Raw genomic sequence first — 24,273 nt, forward strand, 5'->3', positions numbered from 1 at the left:
GGGCGTCCGGTGACGCAGAGCCCTGCAACCCCGCTCCCCCCGCCCAAGGAACGCCGACGCCTGCGCGAGGCGGGCTCGCTGACACAGGCTCAGGTCGCCGAGCGGGTGGGCGTCAGCCGCGAGACCGTGCGGTCGTGGGAGACCGGCCGTACGGCACCACGCGGCCGGAAACGGGAGGCGTACGCGAAATTGCTCACCAGCCTGGGTGAAGAGAAGACGGTGACGGGGGCCGCGGTTGAGCCGCGGGTGCCCGGGACGGTCACGGCGGAGGTGCCGGTCGAGGTGGTGGCGACGGCCGGGACGGTGGTGCCGGTCGAGACGGTGCTGCCGGCCGAGGTGGTGCTGCCGGTCGAGACGGTCGCGGTGGATGAGGGGGTGACGGTCGATGAGGGAGCGGCCGTTGATGAGACGGGCACGGTGGACGACACCGCCGCACTCGAACCCGTCCTCGTCCCCGTGCCGATCGAAGTACCGGCCCGCGCCGCCCTGACGCCCGCTCAGGCCTTCGACGCGCTCTACGCGTTCTGCGCGCCCGCCCTCGTACGGCAGGCCTATCTGCTCACCGGGCGGCGCGAGTTGGCACGCGAGTCCGTCGAGCGGGCCTTCCAGACCGCCTGGCAGCGGTGGCCCGAGGTCGCGGTCGACCGGGACCCGGCCGGCTGGGTGCGGTCGGTGGCCTACGAGTACGCCCTCTCCCCCTGGCACCGGTTCCGCCCCCGATACCGCCACCCGGAGCCCCCGCCCCCCGACACGTCCGACCGCGCTCTGCTGACCGCCCTCCTCAACCTCCCGCCGTCGTACCGCCGCACGCTGCTCCTCTACGACGGGGTCGGGCTCGGGCTCGCGGAGACGGCGGCGGAGACCGAGGCGAGTACGCCTGCGGCGGCCAACCGGCTGCTGCATGCGCGTGAGGCGATCGCGGCGCAGTTGCCCGACCTGTCCGACCCGGGCGAGTTGCGTCGGCGGATGACCGAACTCGCCTCCACCGGGCGGTTGCATGCCGCCAAGCCGCCGACCGTGCGGTTCGTGGGGGAACGGCGGACGGTGTTCTGGACCCGGGCGGCGATCGCCCTCACCGTCGCGATCATCGGGGCGACGGCCTTCACGCTCCGGGTCGCGCCCACGCGGTACGAGGCGCCGGTTCCCGTGGGGGAACGGGTGGATGGGGTGCCGGCGCGGGTGGTGCAGGGGTCTCTGTCGGAGGAGGAGATCGCTCTCCGGGACCGGTTGCGGAGCGGGATGACCAGTGGTCCGGAGAGGTTGGCGCCACTAGGTCGGTAGTCGGTAGTTCGTCGGGCGCGGGCCGGTGGGGGCTGGTCGCGCAGTTCCCCGCGCCCCTTAAAGGCAGGTCGGCCGAAACGGGGCCGGTTTCAGGGGCGCGGGGAGCGGTGCCCCTGAAAGACGCGGGCCCGCCGGTGCTTTTTAGGGGCGCGGGGAACTGCGCGACCAGCCACGACGAGCCCGCGGCCGCTCGACAACCGGACCCGCCGGTGTTTTTCAGGGGCGCGGGGAACTGCGCGATCGGCCACGACGGGCCCGCGGACGCTCGGCAACCGGACCCGGCACCCCATGACGCGGACGGGCCCGCCCCCCACTCAGGGGGACGGGCCCATCGACGTGCAGCGGGGTGGGTCAGCCGGCCAGGATCTCGCGGGCGAGCTTGGCCGTCTCGGTCGGGGTCTTGCCGACCTTGACGCCGGCGGCCTCGAGGGCCTCCTTCTTCGCGGCGGCCGTGCCGGAGGAACCGGAGACGATGGCACCGGCGTGGCCCATCGTCTTGCCCTCGGGCGCGGTGAAGCCCGCGACGTAACCGACGACCGGCTTCGTCACGTTCTTCGCGATGAAGTCCGCGGCCCGCTCCTCCGCGTCGCCACCGATCTCACCGATCATGACGATGAGGTCGGTGTCGGGGTCGGCCTCGAAGGCCGCCAGCGCGTCGATGTGCGTGGTGCCGATGACCGGGTCGCCACCGATACCGACGGCGGACGAGAAGCCGATGTCACGCAGCTCGTACATCATCTGGTACGTCAGCGTGCCGGACTTCGAGACCAGGCCGATACGGCCCGGCTTGGTGATGTCGCCCGGGATGATGCCGGCGTTCGACTGGCCCGGGGTGATGAGACCGGGGCAGTTCGGGCCGATGATCCGGGTCTTGTTGCCCTTGGCCACGGCGTACGCGTAGAACGCGGCCGAGTCGTGGACGGCGATGCCCTCGGTGATGACGACCGCGAGCGGGATCTCGGCGTCGATGGCCTCGACGACGGCGGCCTTGGAGAAGGCCGGCGGTACGAAGAGGACGGACACGTTCGCGCCCGTCTTCTCGATCGCCTCGGCGACCGTGCCGAAGACCGGGATCTCGGTGCCGTCGACGTCGACGGACGTGCCCGCCTTACGGGGGTTCACGCCACCGACGATGTTCGTGCCGTCGGCCAGCATGAGCTTGGTGTGCTTCATGCCCGTGGAGCCGGTCATGCCCTGGACGATGACCTTGCTGTCCTTGGTGAGGAAGATAGCCATGGCTGTTTTGTCCCTCGTCCCTTACTTCGCAGCCGCGAGCTCGGCGGCCTTGTCGGCCGCGCCGTCCATGGTGTCCACGCGCTGGACCAGCGGGTGGTTGGCGTCGGAGAGGATCTTGCGACCCAGCTCGGCGTTGTTGCCGTCGAGGCGGACGACGAGGGGCTTGGTGACTTCCTCGCCCTTGTCCGCGAGCAGCTGAAGCGCCTGGACGATGCCGTTGGCGACCTCGTCACACGCGGTGATGCCGCCGAAGACGTTGACGAACACGGACTTGACGTCCGGGTCGCCGAGGATGATCTCCAGGCCGTTCGCCATCACGGCCGCGGACGCGCCGCCGCCGATGTCGAGGAAGTTGGCCGGCTTCACGCCGCCGTGGTTCTCACCGGCGTACGCGACGACGTCCAGGGTGCTCATGACGAGACCCGCGCCGTTGCCGATGATGCCGACCTCGCCGTCGAGCTTGACGTAGTTGAGGTTCTTGGCCTTGGCGGCCGCCTCGAGCGGGTTGGCGGAGTCGTGGTCGACGAGCGCCTCGTGCTCCGGCTGACGGAACTCGGCGTTCTCGTCCAGCGAGACCTTGCCGTCGAGGGCGATGACACGGCCGTCGGCGACCTTCGCGAGGGGGTTGACCTCGACGAGGAGGGCGTCCTCCTTGACGAAGGTGTCCCACAGCGTCACCAGGATCTCGGCGACCTGCTCGGCCACGTCGGCCGGGAACTTCGCCTGCGCGACGATCTCGCGGGCCTTCTCGATGGAGACGCCTTCGTTGGCGTTGACCGGGACCTTCGCCAGGGCCTCGGGGTTCTCCTCCGCGACGACCTCGATCTCCACGCCGCCCTGGACGGACGCCATGGCGAGGAAGGTGCGGTTGGTGCGGTCGAGGAGGAAGGAGACGTAGTACTCCTCCACGATCTCGGGCGCGGTCTCGGCGATCATCACCTTGTGGACCGTGTGGCCCTTGATGTCCATGCCGAGGATGTCCGTCGCCCAGGCGACTGCCTCGTCCGGGGTGGCGGCGAGCTTGACGCCACCGGCCTTGCCACGGCCGCCGACCTTCACCTGGGCCTTGACGACGGACTTGCCACCGAGCCGCTCGGTGGCTGCGCGGGCCGCCTCAGGCGTGTCGATGACTTCACCGGCCAGCACCGGTACATCGTGCTTGGCGAAGAGGTCCCTCGCCTGATACTCGAACAGGTCCACGCGCTTCCGTCCTCAGTGATATCGCGGTTCGTTGGATGCGTGGGCGTGCCGCGAAGGGCAACGTGACGTCCGCTGTCACAAGGGAGGCGCACACGGTGACCGAGCGCGCGGCATGTCCGTCTCGCAGGTTATCGCTGCTTGCAGGGGGCCCCTAAATCGAGGGTCACACCTGAGCGGTGATACCTGTCACATGATGCCGGATTCCATGACACGGAGTGCCGCGCGCGGGGCGTACGGGCAGGTCGTTCGGGTGCGGCCGGACTGCGGTCGGACTGCGGTTCCACGGCCCGGGGGTGGGCCCGGGCGTGGGCGTGGTGGGCGCGGGGCCTCACCGGGTTGGGGTTGGCCCGGCGAGGCCCCAGACCGTGAGACGTACTCAGGACAAGCCGACGGCATTCGACCGTCCGGGGTCACCGCCTCACGGAGTCGGTCACTCCCAGTGCCGGGCCCGGCGCGCCACGGGGGCGGGGGCGGCCGTCTGGGTGCGGACATTGCGTGCGGCCCGGGCACCCTGGATGGCCGCGGCGGCCCTGACCCTGGAGTGCCTCGGGACGGAGACGTGGGCGTCGACGAGACGTCGGCGGAGTTCGGCGGGGGTGAAGGCGGTGCTCGCGCTCAGGTTGTGCGTGCTCAGGCCGTTCGTGCTCAAGCTGTTGGTGCTCATGCGTGCGTCGGTTCCTCAGGGATTCCGGGGCTGGGGACATGGCGACATTCCGGACAGCTCACCTGCCGGAAGGGCCCTGCCTAACCCGGGAAAACGGGAACGTCCCGGTACCTGTCCTGCGTCTCCGCCGCGTCCACCCGCGCCACGACACCGGGCACGATCCGCACGGCCACCCGGCACTCCGACGTCACCGCCTGCGCGTCACAGTGCCGCGACGACCCGCCGTCCACACCCGACTGATTCCGCAGCGCACCGTCGGGATCACCGGCGGGCGCCTGATGCCGGGCCGGCGCGTGCCCGGCGGAGGAACTCAGGGCGTGGCCTACGACCACATGTCCTACGGCGCCGAACGCATCGGCGGTTTCCGTGCCGAAGCGCGGCCCGTACGGGTCGCCTACCCCTGCCGTCGCCTCGGCGGGCCCCGCAGCGCCGGAGGACTGCGGGGTGGACCGGACGGGCGCGGGGACCGCCGTCGACACGGGCGCGGTGGGCGCCGGAGGCGTCGGTATCGGAGACGCAGGCTGACTCGGCACCACGGGGATTGAGGGGAGCGTAGGCGCTGACGGGATCGTCGGCACTGAGGGGATCGTGGGGATCGACGGCAGCGTGGGCAGAGCGGGCAACGAGGGCAACGCGGGTGTCTTGGTCAACACCTCGGTCACCGTCTTCGTCACCACGTCCGTCACGGGCCGCACGACCCGCTCCACGGTGTCCGAGACCGGAGCCACGACCGGAGCAACGACCGGGGTAAGGACCGGAGCGAGAACAGGAACCGAAGCCGGAACCTGCTCGGCCCTCGGAACCGGCTTGGCCGCCGAAACCGGCCTGGCGGTCGAAACCGGCTTGGCCGGCGAAACGGGCCTGGCTCCCGGAACGGGCTTGGCCGCCGGAACGGACCTGACCCCTTGAACGGGCACGGCCGCCGACACCGGCTTGGCCGGCGGAGCCACCGTCGGAATCACAGGCCGCTGCCCCGTGACCCCGTCGGCCGCCTGCGCCTGCCCCCCGCACAGCAACCCGAGCGCGAACAACCCGCCCACCAGCAGCGCCAGTTGAAGCACACGCCGCCCAACCGCCGTACGCATCACGCGCACAGCGGCACCGGGCACTACGGCGGGCCAGTTCATGAGGCGACGATCCTCGCACAAGCGTCCGGTGGACGCACAAGCCCCCTACATCTCACAGCAGTTCATCACGAGGGCTCAAGACGGTTCGTCACGCCGTGTCCGGTATCGGCAAGGGCCGCTTCTCGATCGCCGCCGCCATCACCTCCGGGAACAGATCCGGCGTACAGGCGAACGCCGGCGCCCCCAACGCGCCCAACGCGGCGGCGTGTTCCCGGTCGTAGGCGGGCGCGCCCTCGTCGGACAGCGCCAGCAGCGTCACGAACTGCACCCCCGACGCCTTCATCGCGGCGACCCGCTTGAGCATCTCGTTGCGGATGCCGCCTTCGTAGAGGTCGCTGATCAGCACGACGACCGTCTCCGCGGGCCGGGTGATCTGCGACTGGCAGTACGCGAGCGCCCTGTTGATGTCCGTGCCGCCGCCGAGCTGGGTCCCGAAGAGCACGTCCACCGGGTCGTCGAGCTGGTCGGTGAGGTCGACGACCGCCGTGTCGAAGGCGACGAGCCGGGTGTTGATCGACCGCATCGACGCGAGCACCGCCCCGAACACGGAGGCGTAGACGACGGAGGCCGCCATCGAACCGGACTGGTCGATGCAGAGGATGACCTCCTTCTTCACCGACTGGGACGCCCGCCCGTACCCGATCAGCCGCTCCGGCACGATCGTCCGGTACTCCGGGAGGTAGTGCTTGAGGTTGGCCGCGATCGTGCGGTTCCAGTCGATGTCGTGGTGGCGCGGCCGGTTGATCCGGGCGCTGCGGTCGAGCGCGCCGGTGAGCGTGGCCCGGGTGCGGGTGGCGAGCCGCTTCTCCAGGTCCTGGACGACCTTGCGGACGACCGCCCGCGCCGTCTCCTTCGTGGTCTCCGGCATCGCCTTGTTGAGGGAGAGGAGCGTGCCGACGAGATGCACGTCGGCCTCGACCGCCTCCAGCATCTCCGGTTCGAGCAGCAGCGCGGACAGCCCGAGCCGGTCGATGGCGTCGCGCTGCATGACCTGGACTACGGAGGACGGGAAGTACGTGCGGATGTCCCCGAGCCAGCGCGCGACGGACGGCGCCGACGCCCCGAGCCCCGCCGAACGGTCCTTCGCCGTCCGCCCCTTGTCCCCCCTGCCGTACAGCGCGGTCAGCGCCCCGTCCATCGCGGCGTCCTGCCCGGCCAGCTCGCATCCGGTGCCGTCGGCCGCCCCGCCCCCGAGCACGAGCCGCCACCGCCGCAGCCTCTCCTGCCCGGGGTCCGCGACCCCGCCGACCGCGACCGCCTCGGCCGCCCCGGTGGTCCCCGTGCTCATCCGCGCACCCCCGTACGCAGCCCTTCCCACAGCGGTACGACCCGCACGCCCTTCGCCGGGCCGCTCTCGGCCCGCCGCCCGCGCACGCCCTGGCCCGCGCCTGGCGTCTCCGGCTTCCTGGTGCCCTGCCTGCCGTTGTTCGTCATCCCGCCACCCCCACACGCTCGTTGTCGTCCAAACCCAGCAGCAGCCGCAGCACCGGCACGACCGCGTCCGCGCGCCCGGCGTCCGGCTCCGCGCCGAACCCGGGTATCCCGGCGACCGCCGTCGTCGTGCCCGTCTGCTTCCCCGGCCCGCGCCGCACCAATTCCCCGAGTGTCCGGCGCACCCCCGGCTCGTACGACGAGAACGTCCGCCGCAGCAACGGCAGTACGTCCGTGAACGCCTCCGCCGGCACCCGGGTCAGCCACTCGTCCACCAGCCCGAGCAACCGCTCGTCGTGTACGAGGAGCAGGCCGCCCCCGCCGCCCACGAACCCCTCGATCCACGCCGCCGCGTCCGCCGGAGGTGTCCCCGGTGAGAGCACAAGACCCATCAGCCGGGCCGCCTCGTCCGCCCCCAACTCCCCTTCGTCCAGCAGGAGTCGTACCGCCCGCCCACGGATGACACCGGGAACGGTGTCCCGCGCGGACAGAGTGCGCAGCACCGCGCGCCACCGGACCCGCAGGTCACCATGGGCGGACCCCGGCCCGGACCCGCCCGCGTCGCCCAGCAGACCCACCGCCCCGTGCACCGCGTCCACATGCCGCCGCATCTCCTCCGCGGCGTCCCCGTCGAGGGCCGCGCAGGCCGGGGGCAGCCCGACGAAGACCCGCTCGGCGAGGCCCGCCGCGACCTCCGTCAGCGCGCCGGTGTCGGTGCCGCGCACGTCGCCGTAGCGCAGTGAACGGACCAGCGCGGGCAGCGCCTGGGCGAGATGGCCGACGTCCGTGTCGAGGGCCGCGCGGTCGGCGAGGACCTTCATCACCACCGGGAGCGCGTCCGGCAGTTCGGCCAGCAGGCAGAGCTCGGCGAGTGCGGTGACGTCGGCGAGGCTCTCCGCACCGACGGCGTCCGCCTCCGCCTTGGCCGTCGCCGCGGCCGGCACCGTGGTGCCCCAGACCCCCGCCTCGGCGACCCGCACCACCAACTCCGGCTCCCAGCGCAGCCGCCAGGTCTCCCGGAACGTCCCCGTGCTCCCCCGCGACGCGGCCGGCTCGCCCCACTCGACGCGCAGCAGCCGCAGCCGGTGCAGCAGCGTGCTGCGCCCGGCGTCGATCTCCTTGCGCAGATCGAGCTCCAACTCCCGCTCCAGCGCCTCCGGTTTCATCCGCAGCCTGCGCTGCGAGCGGTCCAGGTCGCGCTGCAACGGCACCGCGGGCGCCCCCGGCGGCACCTCGCCCAGCACATCCCCGACCACGAGCCGGTCGCGCACCAGTGCCAGCGGTACGTCCGACCCCTCGCACATCACCGCGCGCACCGCGTCGGTGGTCTCCCCGAGCCCCGGCAACGGCCGCCCCCGCATCACCGCGAGGGTCTCCGCCAGCCGTACGGCCTCGATGACATGGGCCGAGGAGACGATCCGGTCCTCCTCCCGGAACAGCCCCGCCACCTTGGTCATCCATCGCTCGACCGGCCGGTCCGGCGCGCTGAACAGATGGCCGTACCAGCCCGGCGAGTCGATCCCCGCGCCGTACCCGCTGGCCCGCGACAGCCGGCGGTGCGTCCACGGCACCCAGGTCAGATCGGCCTTGACCTTGGGCAGCCCCTTCAGCAGCGCACGGTCCGCGGCGACCGACGTCTTCTGCCGCAGGGCGGGCACGTGCCACGCCCCGCACACCACGGCCACGTCGTCCTCGAACTCCCGCTGCGCCGCCCGCACCTGGAGCCGCATGTACGCCTCGCGCACGAGATCCCGGTCGTGCCCGCCGACCCCGTACGTCTCGCGCAGCGCCCCCATCGCCTCCTCCAGCGCGGTGAACGGCGCGAACGCGTCCCGCTCGCCGACGCCCCGGTGCTCGACGACGTCCTCCCACCAGCGCTCGGGGTCGTCGTAACCGGCGGCTTCGGCGAGGACGGCGAGGGGGTCGACGCGGATGTCGATGTCCGGCTCGGAGGGGTCCGGCTCGGAGGTGTCCGGGGCAGCGGGGTCCGGGGCGGAAGGGGACTCGCTGGACGGGGCCCCGGCGGTCGGGATCTCGGCGGTCGGGGTCCCAGCGTCCGGAGTCGCGACTGCCGGTGTCTCGGCGGTCGGGTCCGGCGGCTGCTCCTCCCCCGTCGACTCGCCCTCGGTGTCGTCCTTGTCGGCCTCGTCGTCCCTTCTCCACGCCAGCGTGTGCGTGGCAGGCAGGTCGATGAAGCGGGCCGGGACGTCGTGCTCCAGGGCCCAGCGGATGGCGACCCATTCCGGGGAGAACTCGGCCAGCGGCCAGAAGGCGGAGCGGCCGGGCTCGTCCACGGCGTGGGCGAGGAGCGCGACCGGTGGGCGCATGCCCTCGTCGGCGGCGAGCGGGATCAACGCGTCTGCCTCCGGCGGCCCTTCGATCAGGACGACCCGCGGCCGGGCCGCCGCCAGCGCCGCCCGTACCGCCCGCGCCGAACCGGGTCCGTGATGCCGCACCCCGAGCAGCAGCGGCCCGGCGCCCCGGCCCCCCTCAGTCCCTGCCATGTCGTCCTCCTCCCTTCCGAATCCCGCTCCGGCGGTTCCAGCGGCTCCAGTAGCTCCAGGTGGAGTCCTCGTCGACGTGCTCCCTGAAGCCGCTCACGCGCTCACCTCGCGGCAGGCCCGGTAGAAGTCCTTCCAGCCGTCGCGCTCGCGGACGACCGCCTCCAGGTACTCCTGCCAGATGACGCGGTCGGCCGCCGGATCGCGGACGACGGCGCCGAGGATGCCCGCGGCGACATCGCTCGGGCGCAGCAGTCCGTCGCCGAAGTGGGCTGCGAGGGCGAGGCCGTTGGTGACGACGGAGATCGCCTCGGCCGTCGACAGCGTGCCGCTGGGCGACTTGAGCTTGGTGCGGCCGTCCGCCGTGATGCCGTCGCGCAGTTCGCGGAAGACGGTCACCACGCGGCGGATCTCGTCGACGCCCTCGGGCACGGCGGGCAGGTCGAGGGAGCGGCCGATCTGGTCGACGCGGCGGGCGACGATCTCGACCTCGGCGTCGGCGCTCTCCGGCAGTGGCAGCACCACGGTGTTGAACCGGCGGCGCAGCGCGCTGGAGAGGTCGTTGACCCCGCGGTCGCGGTCGTTGGCCGTGGCGATCAGGTTGAAGCCGCGGACGGCCTGCACCTCTCCGCCCAGCTCCGGTATCGGCAGCGTCTTCTCGGACAGGATCGTGATGAGCGAGTCCTGCACGTCGGCCGGGATACGGGTCAGCTCCTCGACGCGCGCGGTCATCCCCTCGGCCATGGCCCGCATGACGGGGCTGGGCACGAGGGCGGCGCGGCTCGGGCCGTTGGCGAGCAGCTGCGCGTAGTTCCAGCCGTAGCGAATCGCCTCCTCCGGGGTGCCGGCGGTGCCCTGCACGAGCAGGGTGGAGTCGCCGCTGACCGCCGCCGCGAGGTGCTCGGACACCCAGGTCTTCGCGGTGCCGGGCACGCCGAGCAGGAGCAGGGCGCGGTCGGTGGCGAGGGTGGTGACGGCGACCTCGACGATGCGGCGCGGGCCGACGTACTTCGGTGTGATCACCGTGCCGTCCGGCAGCGTGCCGCCGAGCAGGTATGTGGCGACGGCCCACGGCGACATCTTCCAGCGAACCGGACGCGGCCGGTCGTCCTGCGCGGCCAGCGCGGCCAGTTCATCGGCGAAGGCGTCCTCGGCGTGCGGCCGCAACGCCTCGCTCGACGGCTTCTCACTCGCCACCGCGGACGTCGACGATGTGGGTTCTACGGACACAGTCATGGCTGAGGCCCCCTCCAGCTCGGCCGGTTCGGATCTGGTGTCCACCGTGCACCACGCCACTGACAACGCGATCCGACCTGCGAAAACACCCTCGCGGACACCGGTGACGGCTCAGCCTCCCGATCCCCGCGCCACCGCCGCCCTCCACTCCGCTCACCCACCGCTCGCGGACCGATTGTCAGTGGTGGGATCTACCGTCGAAGACATGACTCAGCAGGGGGTGCGCTGGACGGCTGATCAGGTGCTGGCACTGGCGCCTGACGCAGCGTCACGCAAAGCGGGAAGCAAGCTCGGGGCGGCAGGGCCGTGGTCCGAGGCGGGGAGTTCTGACGAGGGGACGGTGTGGGGGCTGTGCAAGGGCAGTGGCAGCAAGCCGTATCAGACGGTCGTCGACATCGCGGACACCGCGGGTCCGGCGTACAAGTGCAGTTGTCCCAGCCGCAAGTTCCCGTGCAAGCACGCGCTGGGGCTGCTGCTGCTCTGGGCCGGCGAGGACGGCGCGGTGCCGTCGTCGGGCCAGGCGCCGGACTGGGCCGAGGAGTGGATCGCGGGGCGGCGGAAGCGGACGGAGGACAAGCGGGCGGCGGGTGCGTCCGGTGCGCAGGCCGCCGCTGATCCGGAGGCCGCGCGGCGCCGGGCGGAGCGCCGGGCCGAGCGGATCAGCGCGGGCGCGGGCGAGCTGGAGCAGCGGCTGACGGACCTGCTGCGCACCGGCCTGGCCTCGGCGGAGCAGGGCGGGTACGCGCTGTGGGAGGAGACCGCGGCCCGCATGGTCGACGCACAGGCCCCAGGACTGGCCGCGCGGGCAAGGGAGTTGGGGGCGATCCCGGCGTCGGGACCCGGCTGGCCCGTCCGGCTGCTGGAGGAGTGCGCGCTGCTCCACCTCCTCGACCAGGCCTGGCTGCGCCGCGGGCGCCTGCCCGAGGACCTGGCGGCGACGGTCCGCTCCCGCATCGGCCTGCCCGGCACGGCGGACGGCCCGCCCCTGCGCGACCACTGGCTGGTCCTCGCCCAGTACGACACGGTGGACCCGAAACTGACGACCCGAAGAATCTGGCTGCACGGCACGGAGTCGGACCGCACGTCCCTCCTCCTCTCCTACGGCGCCGGTGGCCGCGCCCCCGAGCTGGCGCTGCCGATGGGGCTGGCCCTGGACGCGGAGATATCGGCGTTCCCGGGCGCGGGGCAGCTCCGGGCGGCCTTGGGCGAGCAGTTCGCGGCGCCCTCACCCACGACGGCACGGCCGCGCGGGGTGTCGACGGCTCAGGCCACCGCCCGCTACGGGGAGGCCCTCCGTCACGACCCGTGGCTGGACGCGGTCCCGGTGACGCTGGACCGGGTCGTGCCCACTCCGGACGGCGACTCCTGGCAACTGGCGGACGCCGACGCCGACTTGGCGGTGCCGCTCACCCCGAGCGCCCGTTCCCGTCCGGGTCTGTGGCGGCTGGTCGCGCTCTCCGGGGGCGCCCCGGTGAAGGTCTTCGGCGAGCTGGGCCACCGCGGCTTCACCCCGCTGACGGCCTGGCCGGAGGGGGCGGGAGAGGCCGTGTCCCTGTGCTGAACGCCACCCCTCCGAACCACCGACCCCTCTGAACCACCGACGGAAAGGCACCGCATGAACAGCACCTCCGCTCCGGCGCCCCCCGCGGGCGACTGGGAGGACCTCGTCACCACGGCCCTGCTCGGCACGGACCGCCGTACACCTCAGGGGCACGCCCCGGGCCAGGACGCACCGGTGACCCTCCTGGACGCGGCGGCCGTGGAGACCGTACGGCGGCGGGCCGGGCTGTGTCCGGCGCGGGCGGCACAGCGTCCGGAGCCGGCCGCGCCCGACACGCGTCCGGCGCTGCCCCCCGCGGCGGCGCGCAGGCTGGCGATGCTGCTGGCCGACCGTCCCGGCGCGGGCGGTGGCGGCCGTAGGGGCACCTCGCCGGATCTCATGGAGTTGCTGCCCCAGTGGCTGACGGCGGCCAACGCGCGGGGTTTCGCCCCGCCTGTCCAGGCGTTGCCGGCGTTGCTGGACGCGGCGCGGGGGCGTACGGATCTGCGGCCGGCGGCGCTGGAGTTCGCGGGCCCGCGCGCGTTGTGGCTGGCCCGGCTGAACCCGGACTGGCGGTTCGCCCTGCGCGCCACCCCGGGCGGCGGCACGGCCCTGCCGGACCTCGACTCCCCGGACCAGGTCGAACAGCTGTGGCAAGAGGGCCTGTTCGCCGAGCGGGTCGCCCTGCTCGCGGCGATACGGACGCGACAGCCCTCAGTCGCACGCGAGTTGCTGGCCACGACGTGGGCGACGGAGCGGGCGGAGGATCGGCTGATGTTCCTCGACTCGCTGCGGACGGGGCTCGCGGCCGAGGACGAGCCGTTCCTGGAGCAGGCGTTGGCCGACCGGAGCCGCAATGTGCGTGCCACGGCCGCCGAGTTGCTGTCGGCGCTGCCGGACTCGGCGCTCGCCGCGCGGATGGCGGTGCGGGCGTCGGCCTGTGTGGCGGTGGACCGTACGCGCGAGGAGCCTGGCCTGGTCGTCGAGGCGCCGCACGAGTGCGACTCGAGCATGGAGCGAGACGGTGTCGTGGCGAAGGCTCCGGCGGGACGAGGTGAACGCTCGTGGTGGTTCGGCCAGTTGGTGGAGGCGACGCCGCTCGGGACGTGGGAGCGGCGGCTCGGCGGTCGTACGCCCCAGGAGATCGTGGCGCTTCCGGTCGCGGACGACTGGCGGAGCGAGCTGCACGCCGCGTGGTGCCGGGCGGCCGTACGGCAGCGGAACGCGGACTGGTCCCGGGCACTGCTCGGGATGCCGTCCGCGCCCGAGGCGGGCGGGCCGGGGGCGGTGTCGCTGGCCGAGCGGGCGAAGCTGCTGAGCACGTTGGGCGGGGGCGAACGGGCGGAGTGGGTGGCCGGGTTCATCGCGGCGCAGGGGCTGTCCGAGGCGTTCCAGCTGCTCGGGGTGTGCGCGGTGCCGTGGGCCGCGCCGCTGGGGCGGGCTGTCGTGGACGCGCTCAACATCGCGCGGGACGCCGGGAGTTATCCGTGGAGCTTCAGCGGGGTGATGGGGCTGGCCGAGCGGTGTCTCGATCCGGGCGAGGCGGGTCGGCTGGACGGATTGCTGGCGGTGCCGGACGAGACGGAGGACGCGGCGCCGGGGGCCGGGAGTTATTGGGCGGAGGCGTTCCAGCGGCTGGTGACGACGTTGCGGCTACGGGCTGCGATGGCGCGGGAGTTGGAGGCACCGTAAAGGCTCGGGGGTCGCGCCCCCGAATCCCCCTTCGGTCTGAGCGGCCTCGTCCGCACACGCCGGACGGGCGGGAAGCGTCACCGGGTTCCGGTGGTGGAGTCCTGCCGCACGTTCTCCCGCACCCAGTCCACGATCGTCTGCGTGGTCGCCCCGGGCGTGAAGATCTCCGCGACGCCCTTCTCCTTGAGAGGGGCGATGTCCGCCTCGGGGATGATGCCGCCGCCGAAGACGAGGATGTCCTCCGCCTCGCGCTGCCGCAGCAGGTCGATCACCGCGGCGAAGAGTGTGTTGTGGGCGCCGGAGAGGATGGAGAGGCCGATCGCGTCGGCGTCCTCCTGGATCGCGGTGTCGACGATCTGCTCGGGCGTCTGGTGGAGGCCGGTGTAGATGACCTCCATACCGGCGTCGCGCAGCGCCCGCGCGATCACCTTGGCCCCGCGATCGTGGCCGTCGAGCCCCGGCTTGGCCACCACCACGCGGATCGGACCGGCTGCCACACCCATCACTGCCTCCATGAAGCGACTGCTTTCATCCCTACCCACGGGTACCGCGGCACCCGCCTCATTGCGGGAAGTGAACGAACGTTATCTCCAGCATCCCGCAACCGGCAGTTTCGCGGCGGATACCGAGGGGGAAATCACACAATGGGACACGTTCACCGCGCGACGTTCCGACGGGAACACGCGCACCGGGAGCCGCAACGAGGTCGCCGGACTACCGCGCCGCAGGCCGCGCGCCGTGGTGGTGCGGCGCATCGGCGCAGGCACGAAGGGCACGAAGGGCACGCAGGGCAGGCACGGCACGACAGCGGGAAGCCTCGTCGCCTCTTCGGCAGGGTTCCCCGTCCGGTCGACGGCATCGCATCCGCCGTACGCCGCGCTCACCCCACGCTTACCCCTCGCGCACCGTCGGTGATCCTCGCCGTGGCCTCCCACGAGGGCACACGGGGGACGGAGCTGTCGTTCCGTGTGCCGACAGGAGGTCGGCCATGAAGGTCACCGGGGCCGTAGCGCCCATTCTCCCCCTCTGTCAGCGCCTCCTGCCCAGCAGGCTGGCGGGCCTCTCCATGACCCTCCTGAAAGCGACCGCCCTGGAGATCGCGATCCTCGCGGGCCACCTTCTCCTCTATCCCTCCGGCATCGCCCAGGAACGCCGGGAACCGCTGCCGGAACCGCCCTCCCCGGAGGACGCGACACGGCTGCCGACCGAGGCGAAGCCGCCGGTGGTGCTGCTGCACGGGTTCATCGACAACCGCTCGGTCTTCGTGCTGCTGCGCCGCTCCCTGGCCCAGCACGGCCACCGCCAGGTCGAGTCGCTGAACTACTCGCCGCTGACCTGCGACATCCGCACCGCCGCGGAGCTGCTCGGCCGGCACATCGAGGAGATCTGCGAGCGCACGGGCAGCCGCGAGGTCGACATCGTCGGCCACAGTCTCGGCGGGCTGATCGCGCGCTACTACGCGCAGCGGCTCGGCGGCGACCTGCGGGTCCGCACGCTGGTGACGCTCGGCACCCCGCACTCGGGCACCGCCGTGGCGCCGCTGGCGAACGCCCACCCGATCGTCCGCCAGATGCGGCCCGGCTCGCCGGTGATCGAGGAGCTGGCCCGGCCCGCACCCGGCTGCCGCACGCATTTCGTCAGTTTCTGGAGCGACCTCGACCACCTGATGGAGCCGCTGGAGACGGCCTGCGTCGACCACCCCGACCTGATCACCCAGAACGTCCAGGTCAGCGGTATCGGCCATCTCGCCCTGCCGGTCCATCCGGCCGTCGCGACGGGCATACGCCAGGCCCTCGACACCCCGCGGCCGGAACCCCGGCCCGCCACCCGCGCCGGCGGCCTGACAGTGGCCTGACCGGAGACCGACAGGGGGCTCACAGAACCCGGAAGATCGAACGCTATTCGAACTCAAGGCCAAACCCGCGCCCGCCGTCCCCCGAAACACGGCCGAATGCCCGTTTCCTGCTGACGCGAAACCTGATGAAGATTGTCGTGCCCGCATACCGCCGGGTACAGTCCACCGCACTGCTCTGGCAGCCCCTGTTGTCGAGGCGAATAGAGAAGTTGGTGAACGATCGTCACCCGTCGGGGACCATGACCACCCCGGCTCCGGCTTCCGATGCCACCTCGGCGCCCTACGCGTCGTACGGCGGACAGGACGCCCAGTTCGGTGACTTCACCACGTACGGCGACCACACCGCCACGGGTTTTCAGCAGAGCGCGGCCGGCGGCCACGCCACCGCGAGCTTCGCGACCGACCCCCTCTTCGGCGACATGTCGGGCCACGCCCACGACACCGGGTCCCACCACACCGGCGCCTACGACTCCTCCGCCTGGTCCACGGGTGCCCAACACACCCTGAACTACGACCCGTACGCGGCCCAGCACCACGCCACCTACGACACGGGCGCCTACGAGACCACCGCCTGGTCGGCCGACTACCAGCAGCTGTCCGCCATCCCGCCGCAGGGCGCCGGTCACGACGCGAGCGGCCAGTGGGACGCCAACGCCTGGCTCCAGCCGGACACTTCGGCCCAGCACCCCGCCCCCGCCGACCAGACCCAGCAGTGGGAATGGGGCACGCAGGCCTTCGACACCGGCGCGTACGACGCCACGCAGTGGAACGCCGACGGCACCCCCGCCGAGGCCACCACCACCTTCGAGCAGGCCTCGTACGACGGGACCTACGGCGGAGCGGGCGAGTCGTACGGCGAACCGGCCCCGGAGGAAGGCGAGTTGACCGCCACCGGCGAGCTGCCCGCCCTCGACGACGCCGACCCGGACCACGACGACGCCCAGCCGCACCACGAACTCCTGGAGGATCAGGAGGAGTTCACCCCGGACCCGGAGACCGCCTCACGCGCCGCGTCCCGCAACGGCGGCCGTTCCAGGCGCCGTACGCCCCCGAAGCGGTCCGCGCTGATGACCATCGCCGTACCGTCCGCGTGTGTGATGGGTGTCGCCGGCATCGCCGCCGCGTCCGTCGGCACGCTGACCGGGGGCAGTGACACCACGGCGTCGGCCGCCGACGCGGCCACGGTGCAGCCGTCCGTCGCGAACAACAAGCTGGACGCCCAGATCAAGAGCCTGTCGGCCGGTGCCGACGACTTCGCCGACCGGGCCAGCCGTACGCAGGAACGCATCGACCTCAAGGCCCAGCAGGAGGCCGAGAAGAAGAAGGCGGCGGCGGAGGCGGCCCGCAAGGAGCGGCTGCGCCCCAAGTACGTGCTGCCGGTGACGCAGAGAGGCCTCAGCGCCTACTTCGGCCAGGCGGGCGTCAACTGGATGTCCGTGCACACGGGCATCGACTTCCCCGTCTCGTACGGCACGACGGTGATGGCCGCGACCGACGGCGTCGTCAGCACGAAGTGGAACAGCGCCTACGGCAACATGCTGATCCTCACCGAGAAGGACGGCACGCAGACCTGGTACTGCCACCTCTCCAGCTACCGGGTCCCCTCCGGTACGACGGTGAAGGCCGGCGACCCGATCGCGTACTCCGGGAACTCGGGCAACTCCACCGGTCCGCATCTGCACTTCGAGGTGCGCCCGGCGGGCGGGGCGGCCATCGACCCGCTCCCGTGGCTGCGCAGCCACGGACTCGACCCGACCTGAGCCGCCCGCCCGACTCCCTTACGGGCAGACCCCGTAAGGGCAACTCCCTTACGGGCTACAGCTTCTCCACCGGCGCGTACCGCAGCAGCAGCCGCTTCGGCTTCGGCTCCCCGAAGTCGACCGTCGCCTCCGCGTTCGCCCCCGTGCCCTTCACGCCGACCACCGTGCCGAGGCCGAACTGGTCGTGCGTGACCCGGTCGCCGACGGCAAGCGCCACGACCGGCTTCTCCGAGGTGCGGCGGGTCGCGAAGCCCGAGGCGCCCGACGCCGACGAGCGCGAGCGGGACGAGGACAGCGAGGCCGCGATGCCCGAGGCCGGACCCGTCGACGGCGGAGCCGCCATGGCGCCGGTCCGCTTCCACTCCACGTGCGCCGCCGGGATCTCCTCCAGGAAGCGCGAGGGCGGGTTGTACGACGGCTGTCCCCAGGCGCTGCGCAGCGACGAGCGGGTGAGGTAGAGGCGTTCCCGCGCGCGCGTGATGCCCACGTACGCGAGGCGCCGCTCCTCCTCCAGCTCCTTGGTCTGGCCGAGGGCCCGCATGTGCGGGAAGACGCCGTCCTCCATGCCGGTGAGGAAGACGACCGGGAACTCGAGTCCCTTGGCGGTGTGCAGAGTCATCAGCGTGATGACTCCGGAGCCGTCCTCGTCCTCGTCCGGGATCTGGTCCGAGTCGGCGACCAGCGCCACCCGCTCCAGGAACGCGGCGAGCCCTACCGGCGTCTCGCCCTCCCCGTCACTGTTCTCCTGCTCGAACTCCAGGGCCACGGCGGCGAGTTCCTGGAGGTTCTCGATGCGGGTCTCGTCCTGCGGGTCGGTCGAGGCCTGCAACTCGGCGAGGTAGCCGGTGCGTTCGAGGATGGCCTCCAGGACCGTCGCCGGGCCCGCCCCGGAGTCGACGATCGTACGGAGGTCCTCCATCAGCGTGTTGAACTTCTTGACCGCGTTCGTCGACCGCGCGGCCATGCCGTACGCCTCGTCGACGCGCTTCAACGCCTGCGGGAAGCTGATCTTCTCGCGCTGCGAGAGGGCGTCGATCATCGCCTCGGCGCGCTCGCCGATGCCGCGCTTGGGGACGTTGAGGATGCGGCGCAGCGGGACCGAGTCCTCCGGGTTGGCCAGCACGCGGAGGTAGGCCAGGACGTCCCGGACCTCCTTGCGCTCGTAGAAGCGGACACCGCCGACGACCTTGTAGGGCAGGCCGACGCGGATGAAGATCTCCTCGAAGACACGGGACTGGGCGTTCGTCCGGTAGAAGACGGCGACGTCACCGGCCTTCACGTCACCCGCGTCGGTGAGACGGTCTATCTCCTCGGCGACGAACTGCGCCTCGTCGTGCTCGGTGTCGGCGACATAGCCGGTGATCTGCGCGCCCGCGCCCGCGTTGGTCCACAGGTTCTTGGGGCGGCGGGACTCGTTGCGCTCGATGACCGCGTTGGCCGCGCTCAGGATCGTCTGCGTGGAGCGGTAGTTCTGCTCCAGGAGGATCGTCGTCGCGTTCGGGTAGTCCTCCTCGAACTGGAGGATGTTGCGGATCGTCGCACCCCGGAAGGCGTAGATCGACTGGTCGGCGTCACCCACGACGCACAACTCGGCGGGGGGCAGGTCGTGTTCGCTGGGCGGGGTGTCCTCGTCGTGCGCGGCGGTGCCGACGAGCTCCCGTACGAGCGCGTACTGCGCGTGGTTGGTGTCCTGGTACTCGTCGACCATGACGTGCCGGAAGCGGCGGCGGTAGTGCTCGGCGACGTCCGGGAAGGCGCGCAGCAGGTTGACCGTCGTCATGATCAGGTCGTCGAAGTCGAGGGCGTTGGCCTCGCGCAGCCGCGACTGGTACATGGCGTAGGCCTGGGCGAGGGTCTTCTCGAAGCCGTCGGTGGCCTGGGCGGCGAAGTCCTCCTCGTCGATCAGCTCGTTCTTCAGGTTCGAGATCTTGGCGCTGAAGGACTTCGGGGGGAACTTCTTCGGGTCGATGTCCAGGTCGCGGCAGACCAGGGCCATCAGGCGCTTGGAGTCGGCGGCGTCGTAGATCGAGAACGAGGACGTGAAGCCGAGCTTCTTCGACTCGCGGCGCAGGATGCGGACGCACGCGCTGTGGAAGGTCATCACCCACATCGCGTTGGCGCGCGGGCCGACGAGCTGCTCGACGCGCTCCTTCATCTCGCCCGCGGCCTTGTTGGTGAAGGTGATCGCGAGGATCTGCCCGGGGTGCACATGGCGCTCGCCGAGGAGGTGGGCGATGCGGTGGGTGAGCACACGGGTCTTGCCGGAGCCGGCGCCGGCCACGATGAGCAGCGGGCTGCCGGAGTGGACGACGGCCGCGCGCTGGTTCTCGTTCAGCCCGTCCAGGAGGGCCGCCGGGTCGACGACCGGGCGGGGGGCGCCGTCGCGGTAGTGGGCGTCCCTGCTCGCGGGCACGTCGAACTTCCCGCCGAACAGGTCGTCCGGAATCGGCTCAGGACCGTGCTCGTCCTCGGGCGGGGGCGGGGGCTCTCCCTCGTGGGCACGGGGCCCCTGGAGATCCGCCAGGAAGCTGTCGTCAAAGAGGCTGCTCATCGCCTTCCGAGTTTAGGGCGCCCCACTGACAACCGGCCGCCACCCCGAGAACTCGGGAAAATTCACGGACCGGAATCGCTCATTCACGATCAGCGACGACCGATCCCGCACATGGTCAAGGTCACGGGCGCGTACCGGGCATACCGAACATCGACCTTCACGCGAGCCACACATATTGGTTAGCGTTCGATCAAGCCGCACGACCCCGCCGACCTGGGGCGCGTCGGTCCAACTCCCTTTCCGGGCACGGACCGTGGGGCAGTCGCGGCCCAACAGGACAGCAACGGCCCTTGGGGCACCATCTGGAAGGGGTCGCCTCCCTTGGCGTCGTCGCACCGCAAGCCGCGTTCCGCGGGTAAGCGCATCGCAGGCAGCCCGGGCCTCGGAGAGGTCGAGAGGAAGATCGACGACCTCTACCGGCGGGCGGAGTCGGCGACCGAGAAGTACACCGCGGCCGGGGAGAGGGCGGCCAGGCCGCGCAAGCGCGTCGACGACCACCTGGACGACGTGACCGAGCGCGCGCAGAGGCCCAACTCCGCGCGAGAGTGGCTGGGTTCGTTCGCCGCCGCGCAGTACCGCACCGGGGTCTCCGCACCGGACGCCTCGGGCTTCCGGCTCGCCGACATCCCGCCGGACTACTTCGAGCAGACCCAGCTGATGAACCGGCTTGCCATGCGCCGCAGGAACGCGGGCGAGGCGTACGCCACCGGGCAGCCGACGGCCGGAAGCCCTGGGGCCCCCGGTGACACGCGGAGCGATCTGGGGACGGCCAAGGCCACCGTCCAGAAGAAGCTCATCACCGCACGCGAGCTGCTGACGCGGCTGACCGCGCAGGAGCAGCAGCAGGCGGAGACGGCGAAGGGCACCCCTTCCGACGCCTCGTACGCCACGAAGGCCGCCAAGGCCATCGCCTTCGCCCGCGCCCAGGTCGGCAAGCCGTACGTCTGGGGCGCCACCGGCCCCGGCTCCTACGACTGCTCCGGCCTCACCCAGGCCGCCTGGAAGGCGACCGGAGTCACCCTCCCGCGCGCGACCACCGACCAGGCCGACGCCGGAACCACGGTCCCCCTGGCCGAGGCGCAACCCGGTGACCTGGTCTTCTTCCACGACGACAGCAGCCACGTCGGTGTCTACGTCGGCGACGGCATGATGATCCACGCCCCGAAGCCCGGCGCCTACGTCCGCGAGGAGTCAGTCCACTACGACGGCACGGCGGTCATCCACAGCGTGGTGCGGCCGGCCTGAGCGGGTTCTCGGCACGCACACACGCGTGCAGGTGTTTTTGAGCTCCACGCGCGCGTGGCCCGCCGTCGGCACCGGAGCGGCTCCCTAGCATCGGCCCATGCCCGCTACCGGTATGTCCCGCTTCCGCCCCTGGTGGTCCCAGCGGCCCGCGGCGGCCGGAACCGCCGTGATGGCCGCCGCGATCATCTCGATCGGCCTGCACCTCATCGGCCACGAGACGCTGTCCCGCATCGTCCTCGCCCTGGCCTGCGCCGCCTGGCTGGCCCTGGCAGCGGACTTCGTCGTACGGCTGCTGCGGGACCGTCAGCGGTGGCTCGCGGAGGCGGAGACACCGGCCGGGCTGACCGCCGTGGCCGCGACCACCGTCCTCGGCACCCGCTTCTCGGCGGCCGGCCGGCAGACCCTCGCGGAAGCGCTGCTGGCCCTGGCCGCGGTGCTGTGGCCGGGGCTGCTCGTCGATGTCGTACGGCACTGGAAGCGCGGGATGGCGGGCGCGGTCTTCCTCGTCTGCGTGGCCACACAGGGCCTCGCCGTACTGGGCGCCACGCTCGCCGCAGCGCAGTCGGTGGCCTGGCTCGCCCACACCGCACTGGTGCTGTTCTGGCTCGGACTGGTCCTCTACGGGGTCGCCCTGGCCCATTTCGACGTACGGCAGGTGGTGACGGGCGCCGGGGACCACTGGGTGGTGGGCGGCGCGCTGGCGATCTCGACGCTCGCCGGGGCGAAGCTGGTCGCGGCGGGCAGCTCGGGGCTGTACCTGTGGAACTCCGACGACCGGGGCGTCCTGCGCGCCGTGACGGAGGCCCTGCTGGTGCTCGTCATGGCCTGGTACGTCGTCCTGGCGGTCGCGGAGGTCGTCCGGCCCCGGCTGCGCTACGACGTGCGGCGCTGGGCGACCGTGTTCCCCCTGGGGATGACGGCGGTGGCCGTGCTCTCCGTGGGGACCGCCCTGGGTTTCTCGTGGCTCAGGACGCCCGGACAGGTACTGGTGTGGATCGCGGTGGCGGGCTGGCTGGTGGTCGCGGTCGGGGCGGTGCGGTTCTACGCGGGGCCCGAGGGGCGGGTCACGTCCACAGGACCGCGATGAAGATGTTCACCATGGTCAGGCCCCCGACCAGCGCGAACTGGCTCTTGTCGACCGTCTCCTCGTCCCGCTTCACATAGACGAGCCCGAGGATCACGATCAGCAGCGCGAGCTTGATGCCGATCTTGACGTTGTTGACGTGCTGGTCGTCGGCCTGGTTGAGGCCGACCAGGATCGCGCCGGTGACCAGCATGGTCAGCGCGCCGTGCAGCATGCCGGGGACGAAGCGGGCGGTGCCCTGGCCCATCGCCTTCATCTGGGTGAGGAAACCGCCGAGCAGCGCGGCGATGCCGATGATGTGCAGGCCGACGAAGAGATGGATGAGTACGTCCATGGGTCCGGAGCCTAATCAGAGGCCCTGAGGGCTCCCGACACCGCCCCCGCGTCGCGCCTCCCGAACCACTCCCGGCCGTCGCATATATGCGGCCCATAGCACCGTGCCGCACCGCCCCACGCCGGAACCGCCGCATCGGTCAGCGCGCCGCGTGAAGGCGGCGACCCCGGACCGGGATCACAGTCATCCATGGTCAGCTCGCGGTCACCTCCTGTCAGTTCCGGACATGCGTTACCGGGCCGTCACCGTCAGGTTTAGCGTCCTCCACCAGGTGACCGGCTCACCATCGCCGCCCGGACCAGGGGCGGCAGTCGGACACCACCGCCGAAAAGGTCCGGCGGCGGCCCCGCTCCCCCTGTGCGGGCCGCCGCCGGACGCGCAATCGCCCGCTCCCCCGGCGGTCGTACGAAAGGACGTGCAGTCCACGTGGCAGCGCACCGCAAGCTCCGACAGCGCTCGCTCAGCGGCAATACGGCCCGCACCGCCGTCACCATCGCCCTCGCGGGCGCGGCGACGGCGACAGCCTTCGACGGAACCTCCCACGCCGAGCCACAGCTGACACCGACGCAGGTCAAGGCCAAGGTGGACAAGCTGTACCAGGAGGCGGAGGTCGCGACCGAGAAGTACGACGGCGCGAAGGAGAAGGCGGACGCGGCGGAGAAGCAGCTGAACACCCTGCGGGACGAGGCGGCGCGCAAGACGGAGAAACTCAACTCGGCGCGGGAAGCGCTGGGTTACGTCGCCGCCGCGCAGTACCGCAGCGGCGGGATCGACCCCGCGGTGCAGCTCATGCTCTCGAACGACCCCGAACGGTATCTGGACGGCGCCGAGTTCGCCGACCGGGTCGGCCACCGGCAGACGGCGGCCGTGGAACTCGTACGCCAACAGCTGCGCGAGATCGAGCAGCTGCGCGGTGCCGCGCACATCGAACTGACCTCCCTGAAGTCGCGGCAGGCCGAGCTGAAGAAGCAGAAGACCACGATCACCGGCAAGCTCGACCAGGCCCGCCGCCTGCTCTCCCGCCTGACCCCGCAGCAACAGGCCCAGGTCACAAGCCCCACGTCCGGCGGTCGCGCCTCCCGCTCCTCCACGACCGCCCGGGGCGCGCTGGCCGCCCCCCATTCCTCCGCCGCCGCTGCCGACGCCCCCAACTCCCGCGCCGCGGCCGCCGTTTCCTACGCCTACCAGAAACTCGGCAGCCCCTACGTCTGGGGCGCCACGGGCCCGCACGCCTTCGACTGCTCGGGCCTCGTCCAGGCCGCCTACAACTCCGCCGGCGTCTCACTGCCCCGCACGACCTACGCCCAGATCAACGCCGGGCAGCGCGTCTCCCGCTCCGAACTGCGCCCCGGCGACCTGGTCTTCTTCTACTCCGGCATCAGTCACGTCGGCATCTACGTCGGCGACGGCCAGATGATCCACGCCCCGAACCCGACGGCCCCGGTGCGGCTGGCACCCATCGACGAGATGCCGTTCGCCGGAGCGACCCGGGTGGTGTGAATCCCCGGGCGAACTCCCTTACGGGGTCGGGCTCTC

19 protein-coding genes are annotated in these 24,273 nt (G+C 71.9%); 8 read left to right on the top strand and 11 right to left on the bottom strand.

Annotated elements, in window-relative coordinates; translation table 11 throughout:
• The first annotated feature begins 9 nt into the window (after window positions 1-9).
• Window positions 10-1,281, top strand: a complete 1,272-nt coding sequence (locus ACIRB1_RS11990; RefSeq protein ID WP_403465437.1) for a sigma factor-like helix-turn-helix DNA-binding protein — start codon at window positions 10-12, stop codon at window positions 1,279-1,281.
• 351 nt (window positions 1,282-1,632) lie between these two features.
• Here ACIRB1_RS11990 and sucD read toward each other — a convergent pair whose 3' ends face one another.
• The 8 genes from sucD to ACIRB1_RS12030 form a co-directional block, all read right to left on the bottom strand.
• The gene (gene sucD, locus ACIRB1_RS11995; protein WP_019066811.1) at window positions 1,633-2,517 is read right to left on the bottom strand and encodes a succinate--CoA ligase subunit alpha; all 885 of its coding nucleotides are present in this window, start codon (window positions 2,515-2,517) and stop codon (window positions 1,633-1,635) included.
• 21 nt (window positions 2,518-2,538) lie between these two features.
• Window positions 2,539-3,717 carry an ADP-forming succinate--CoA ligase subunit beta gene (gene sucC / locus ACIRB1_RS12000; RefSeq protein ID WP_403465438.1) on the bottom strand — a complete coding sequence of 393 codons (1,179 nt, stop codon included), beginning with the start codon at window positions 3,715-3,717 and terminating at the stop codon, window positions 2,539-2,541.
• A gap of 430 nt (window positions 3,718-4,147) precedes the next feature.
• Window positions 4,148-4,381, bottom strand: a complete 234-nt coding sequence (locus ACIRB1_RS12005; RefSeq protein ID WP_403465439.1) for a hypothetical protein — start codon at window positions 4,379-4,381, stop codon at window positions 4,148-4,150.
• An 80-nt stretch (window positions 4,382-4,461) separates the two neighbouring features.
• Window positions 4,462-4,860 (bottom strand): hypothetical protein, encoded by a 399-nt coding sequence (locus ACIRB1_RS12010; RefSeq protein ID WP_403465440.1) that lies wholly within the window; start codon window positions 4,858-4,860, stop codon window positions 4,462-4,464.
• 736 nt (window positions 4,861-5,596) lie between these two features.
• Window positions 5,597-6,796, bottom strand: a complete 1,200-nt coding sequence (locus ACIRB1_RS12015) for a VWA domain-containing protein (RefSeq protein WP_403465441.1) — start codon at window positions 6,794-6,796, stop codon at window positions 5,597-5,599.
• Window positions 6,793-6,942 carry a hypothetical protein gene (locus ACIRB1_RS12020; RefSeq protein ID WP_403465442.1) on the bottom strand — a complete coding sequence of 50 codons (150 nt, stop codon included), beginning with the start codon at window positions 6,940-6,942 and terminating at the stop codon, window positions 6,793-6,795. Before ACIRB1_RS12020 ends, ACIRB1_RS12015 begins: the two co-directional genes overlap by 4 nt.
• Window positions 6,939-9,443 carry a DUF5682 family protein gene (locus tag ACIRB1_RS12025; RefSeq protein WP_403465443.1) on the bottom strand — a complete coding sequence of 835 codons (2,505 nt, stop codon included), beginning with the start codon at window positions 9,441-9,443 and terminating at the stop codon, window positions 6,939-6,941. Before ACIRB1_RS12025 ends, ACIRB1_RS12020 begins: the two co-directional genes overlap by 4 nt.
• Before the next feature lie 93 nt (window positions 9,444-9,536).
• A complete protein-coding gene (locus ACIRB1_RS12030; protein WP_403465444.1) occupies window positions 9,537-10,676 on the bottom strand; it encodes an AAA family ATPase in 1,140 nt (379 codons plus the stop codon).
• A gap of 205 nt (window positions 10,677-10,881) precedes the next feature.
• Here ACIRB1_RS12030 and ACIRB1_RS12035 point away from each other — a divergent pair, with 205 nt between their 5' ends.
• Complete coding sequence (locus ACIRB1_RS12035) at window positions 10,882-12,237, top strand: SWIM zinc finger family protein (protein ID WP_403465445.1); 1,356 nt, start codon at window positions 10,882-10,884, stop codon at window positions 12,235-12,237.
• Window positions 12,238-12,291: 54 nt separating this feature from the next.
• Window positions 12,292-13,908 (top strand): DUF5691 domain-containing protein, encoded by a 1,617-nt coding sequence (locus ACIRB1_RS12040; RefSeq protein WP_403465446.1) that lies wholly within the window; start codon window positions 12,292-12,294, stop codon window positions 13,906-13,908.
• Window positions 13,909-13,985: 77 nt separating this feature from the next.
• On the opposite strand, the gene ACIRB1_RS12045 is transcribed toward ACIRB1_RS12040, so the two are convergent.
• Complete coding sequence (locus tag ACIRB1_RS12045; RefSeq protein WP_403465447.1) at window positions 13,986-14,411, bottom strand: cobalamin B12-binding domain-containing protein; 426 nt, start codon at window positions 14,409-14,411, stop codon at window positions 13,986-13,988.
• Window positions 14,412-14,896: 485 nt separating this feature from the next.
• Between ACIRB1_RS12045 and ACIRB1_RS12050 the strand changes: the two genes are divergently transcribed.
• The gene (locus tag ACIRB1_RS12050; RefSeq protein ID WP_403465448.1) at window positions 14,897-15,763 is read left to right on the top strand and encodes an esterase/lipase family protein; all 867 of its coding nucleotides are present in this window, start codon (window positions 14,897-14,899) and stop codon (window positions 15,761-15,763) included.
• Between the two features lie 239 nt (window positions 15,764-16,002).
• On the top strand, window positions 16,003-17,523 hold the full coding sequence (locus ACIRB1_RS12055) for a M23 family metallopeptidase (RefSeq protein ID WP_403465780.1): 1,521 nt from the start codon (window positions 16,003-16,005) through the stop codon (window positions 17,521-17,523).
• Between the two features lie 55 nt (window positions 17,524-17,578).
• Here the strand turns inward: ACIRB1_RS12055 and pcrA are convergent, their stop codons facing one another.
• Window positions 17,579-20,074 carry a DNA helicase PcrA gene (gene pcrA, locus ACIRB1_RS12060; protein WP_352182044.1) on the bottom strand — a complete coding sequence of 832 codons (2,496 nt, stop codon included), beginning with the start codon at window positions 20,072-20,074 and terminating at the stop codon, window positions 17,579-17,581.
• Between the two features lie 321 nt (window positions 20,075-20,395).
• On the opposite strand from pcrA, the gene ACIRB1_RS12065 reads away from it, so the two are divergent.
• Together ACIRB1_RS12065 and ACIRB1_RS12070 are read left to right on the top strand one after the other, a co-directional pair.
• Complete coding sequence (locus ACIRB1_RS12065) at window positions 20,396-21,319, top strand: C40 family peptidase (RefSeq protein ID WP_403465449.1); 924 nt, start codon at window positions 20,396-20,398, stop codon at window positions 21,317-21,319.
• A gap of 97 nt (window positions 21,320-21,416) precedes the next feature.
• On the top strand, window positions 21,417-22,406 hold the full coding sequence (locus ACIRB1_RS12070; protein WP_403465450.1) for a tellurite resistance/C4-dicarboxylate transporter family protein: 990 nt from the start codon (window positions 21,417-21,419) through the stop codon (window positions 22,404-22,406).
• On the opposite strand, the gene ACIRB1_RS12075 is transcribed toward ACIRB1_RS12070, so the two are convergent.
• Window positions 22,384-22,737 (bottom strand): hypothetical protein, encoded by a 354-nt coding sequence (locus tag ACIRB1_RS12075; RefSeq protein WP_403465451.1) that lies wholly within the window; start codon window positions 22,735-22,737, stop codon window positions 22,384-22,386. The genes ACIRB1_RS12070 and ACIRB1_RS12075 overlap by 23 nt on opposite strands.
• A gap of 426 nt (window positions 22,738-23,163) precedes the next feature.
• Here ACIRB1_RS12075 and ACIRB1_RS12080 point away from each other — a divergent pair, with 426 nt between their 5' ends.
• Window positions 23,164-24,237 carry an NlpC/P60 family protein gene (locus ACIRB1_RS12080; RefSeq protein WP_403465452.1) on the top strand — a complete coding sequence of 358 codons (1,074 nt, stop codon included), beginning with the start codon at window positions 23,164-23,166 and terminating at the stop codon, window positions 24,235-24,237.
• Window positions 24,238-24,273: the final 36 nt, after the last annotated feature.

It is taken from the genome of Streptomyces sp. NPDC096013, from assembly GCF_044763565.1.
GTDB lineage: Bacteria > Actinomycetota > Actinomycetes > Streptomycetales > Streptomycetaceae > Streptomyces.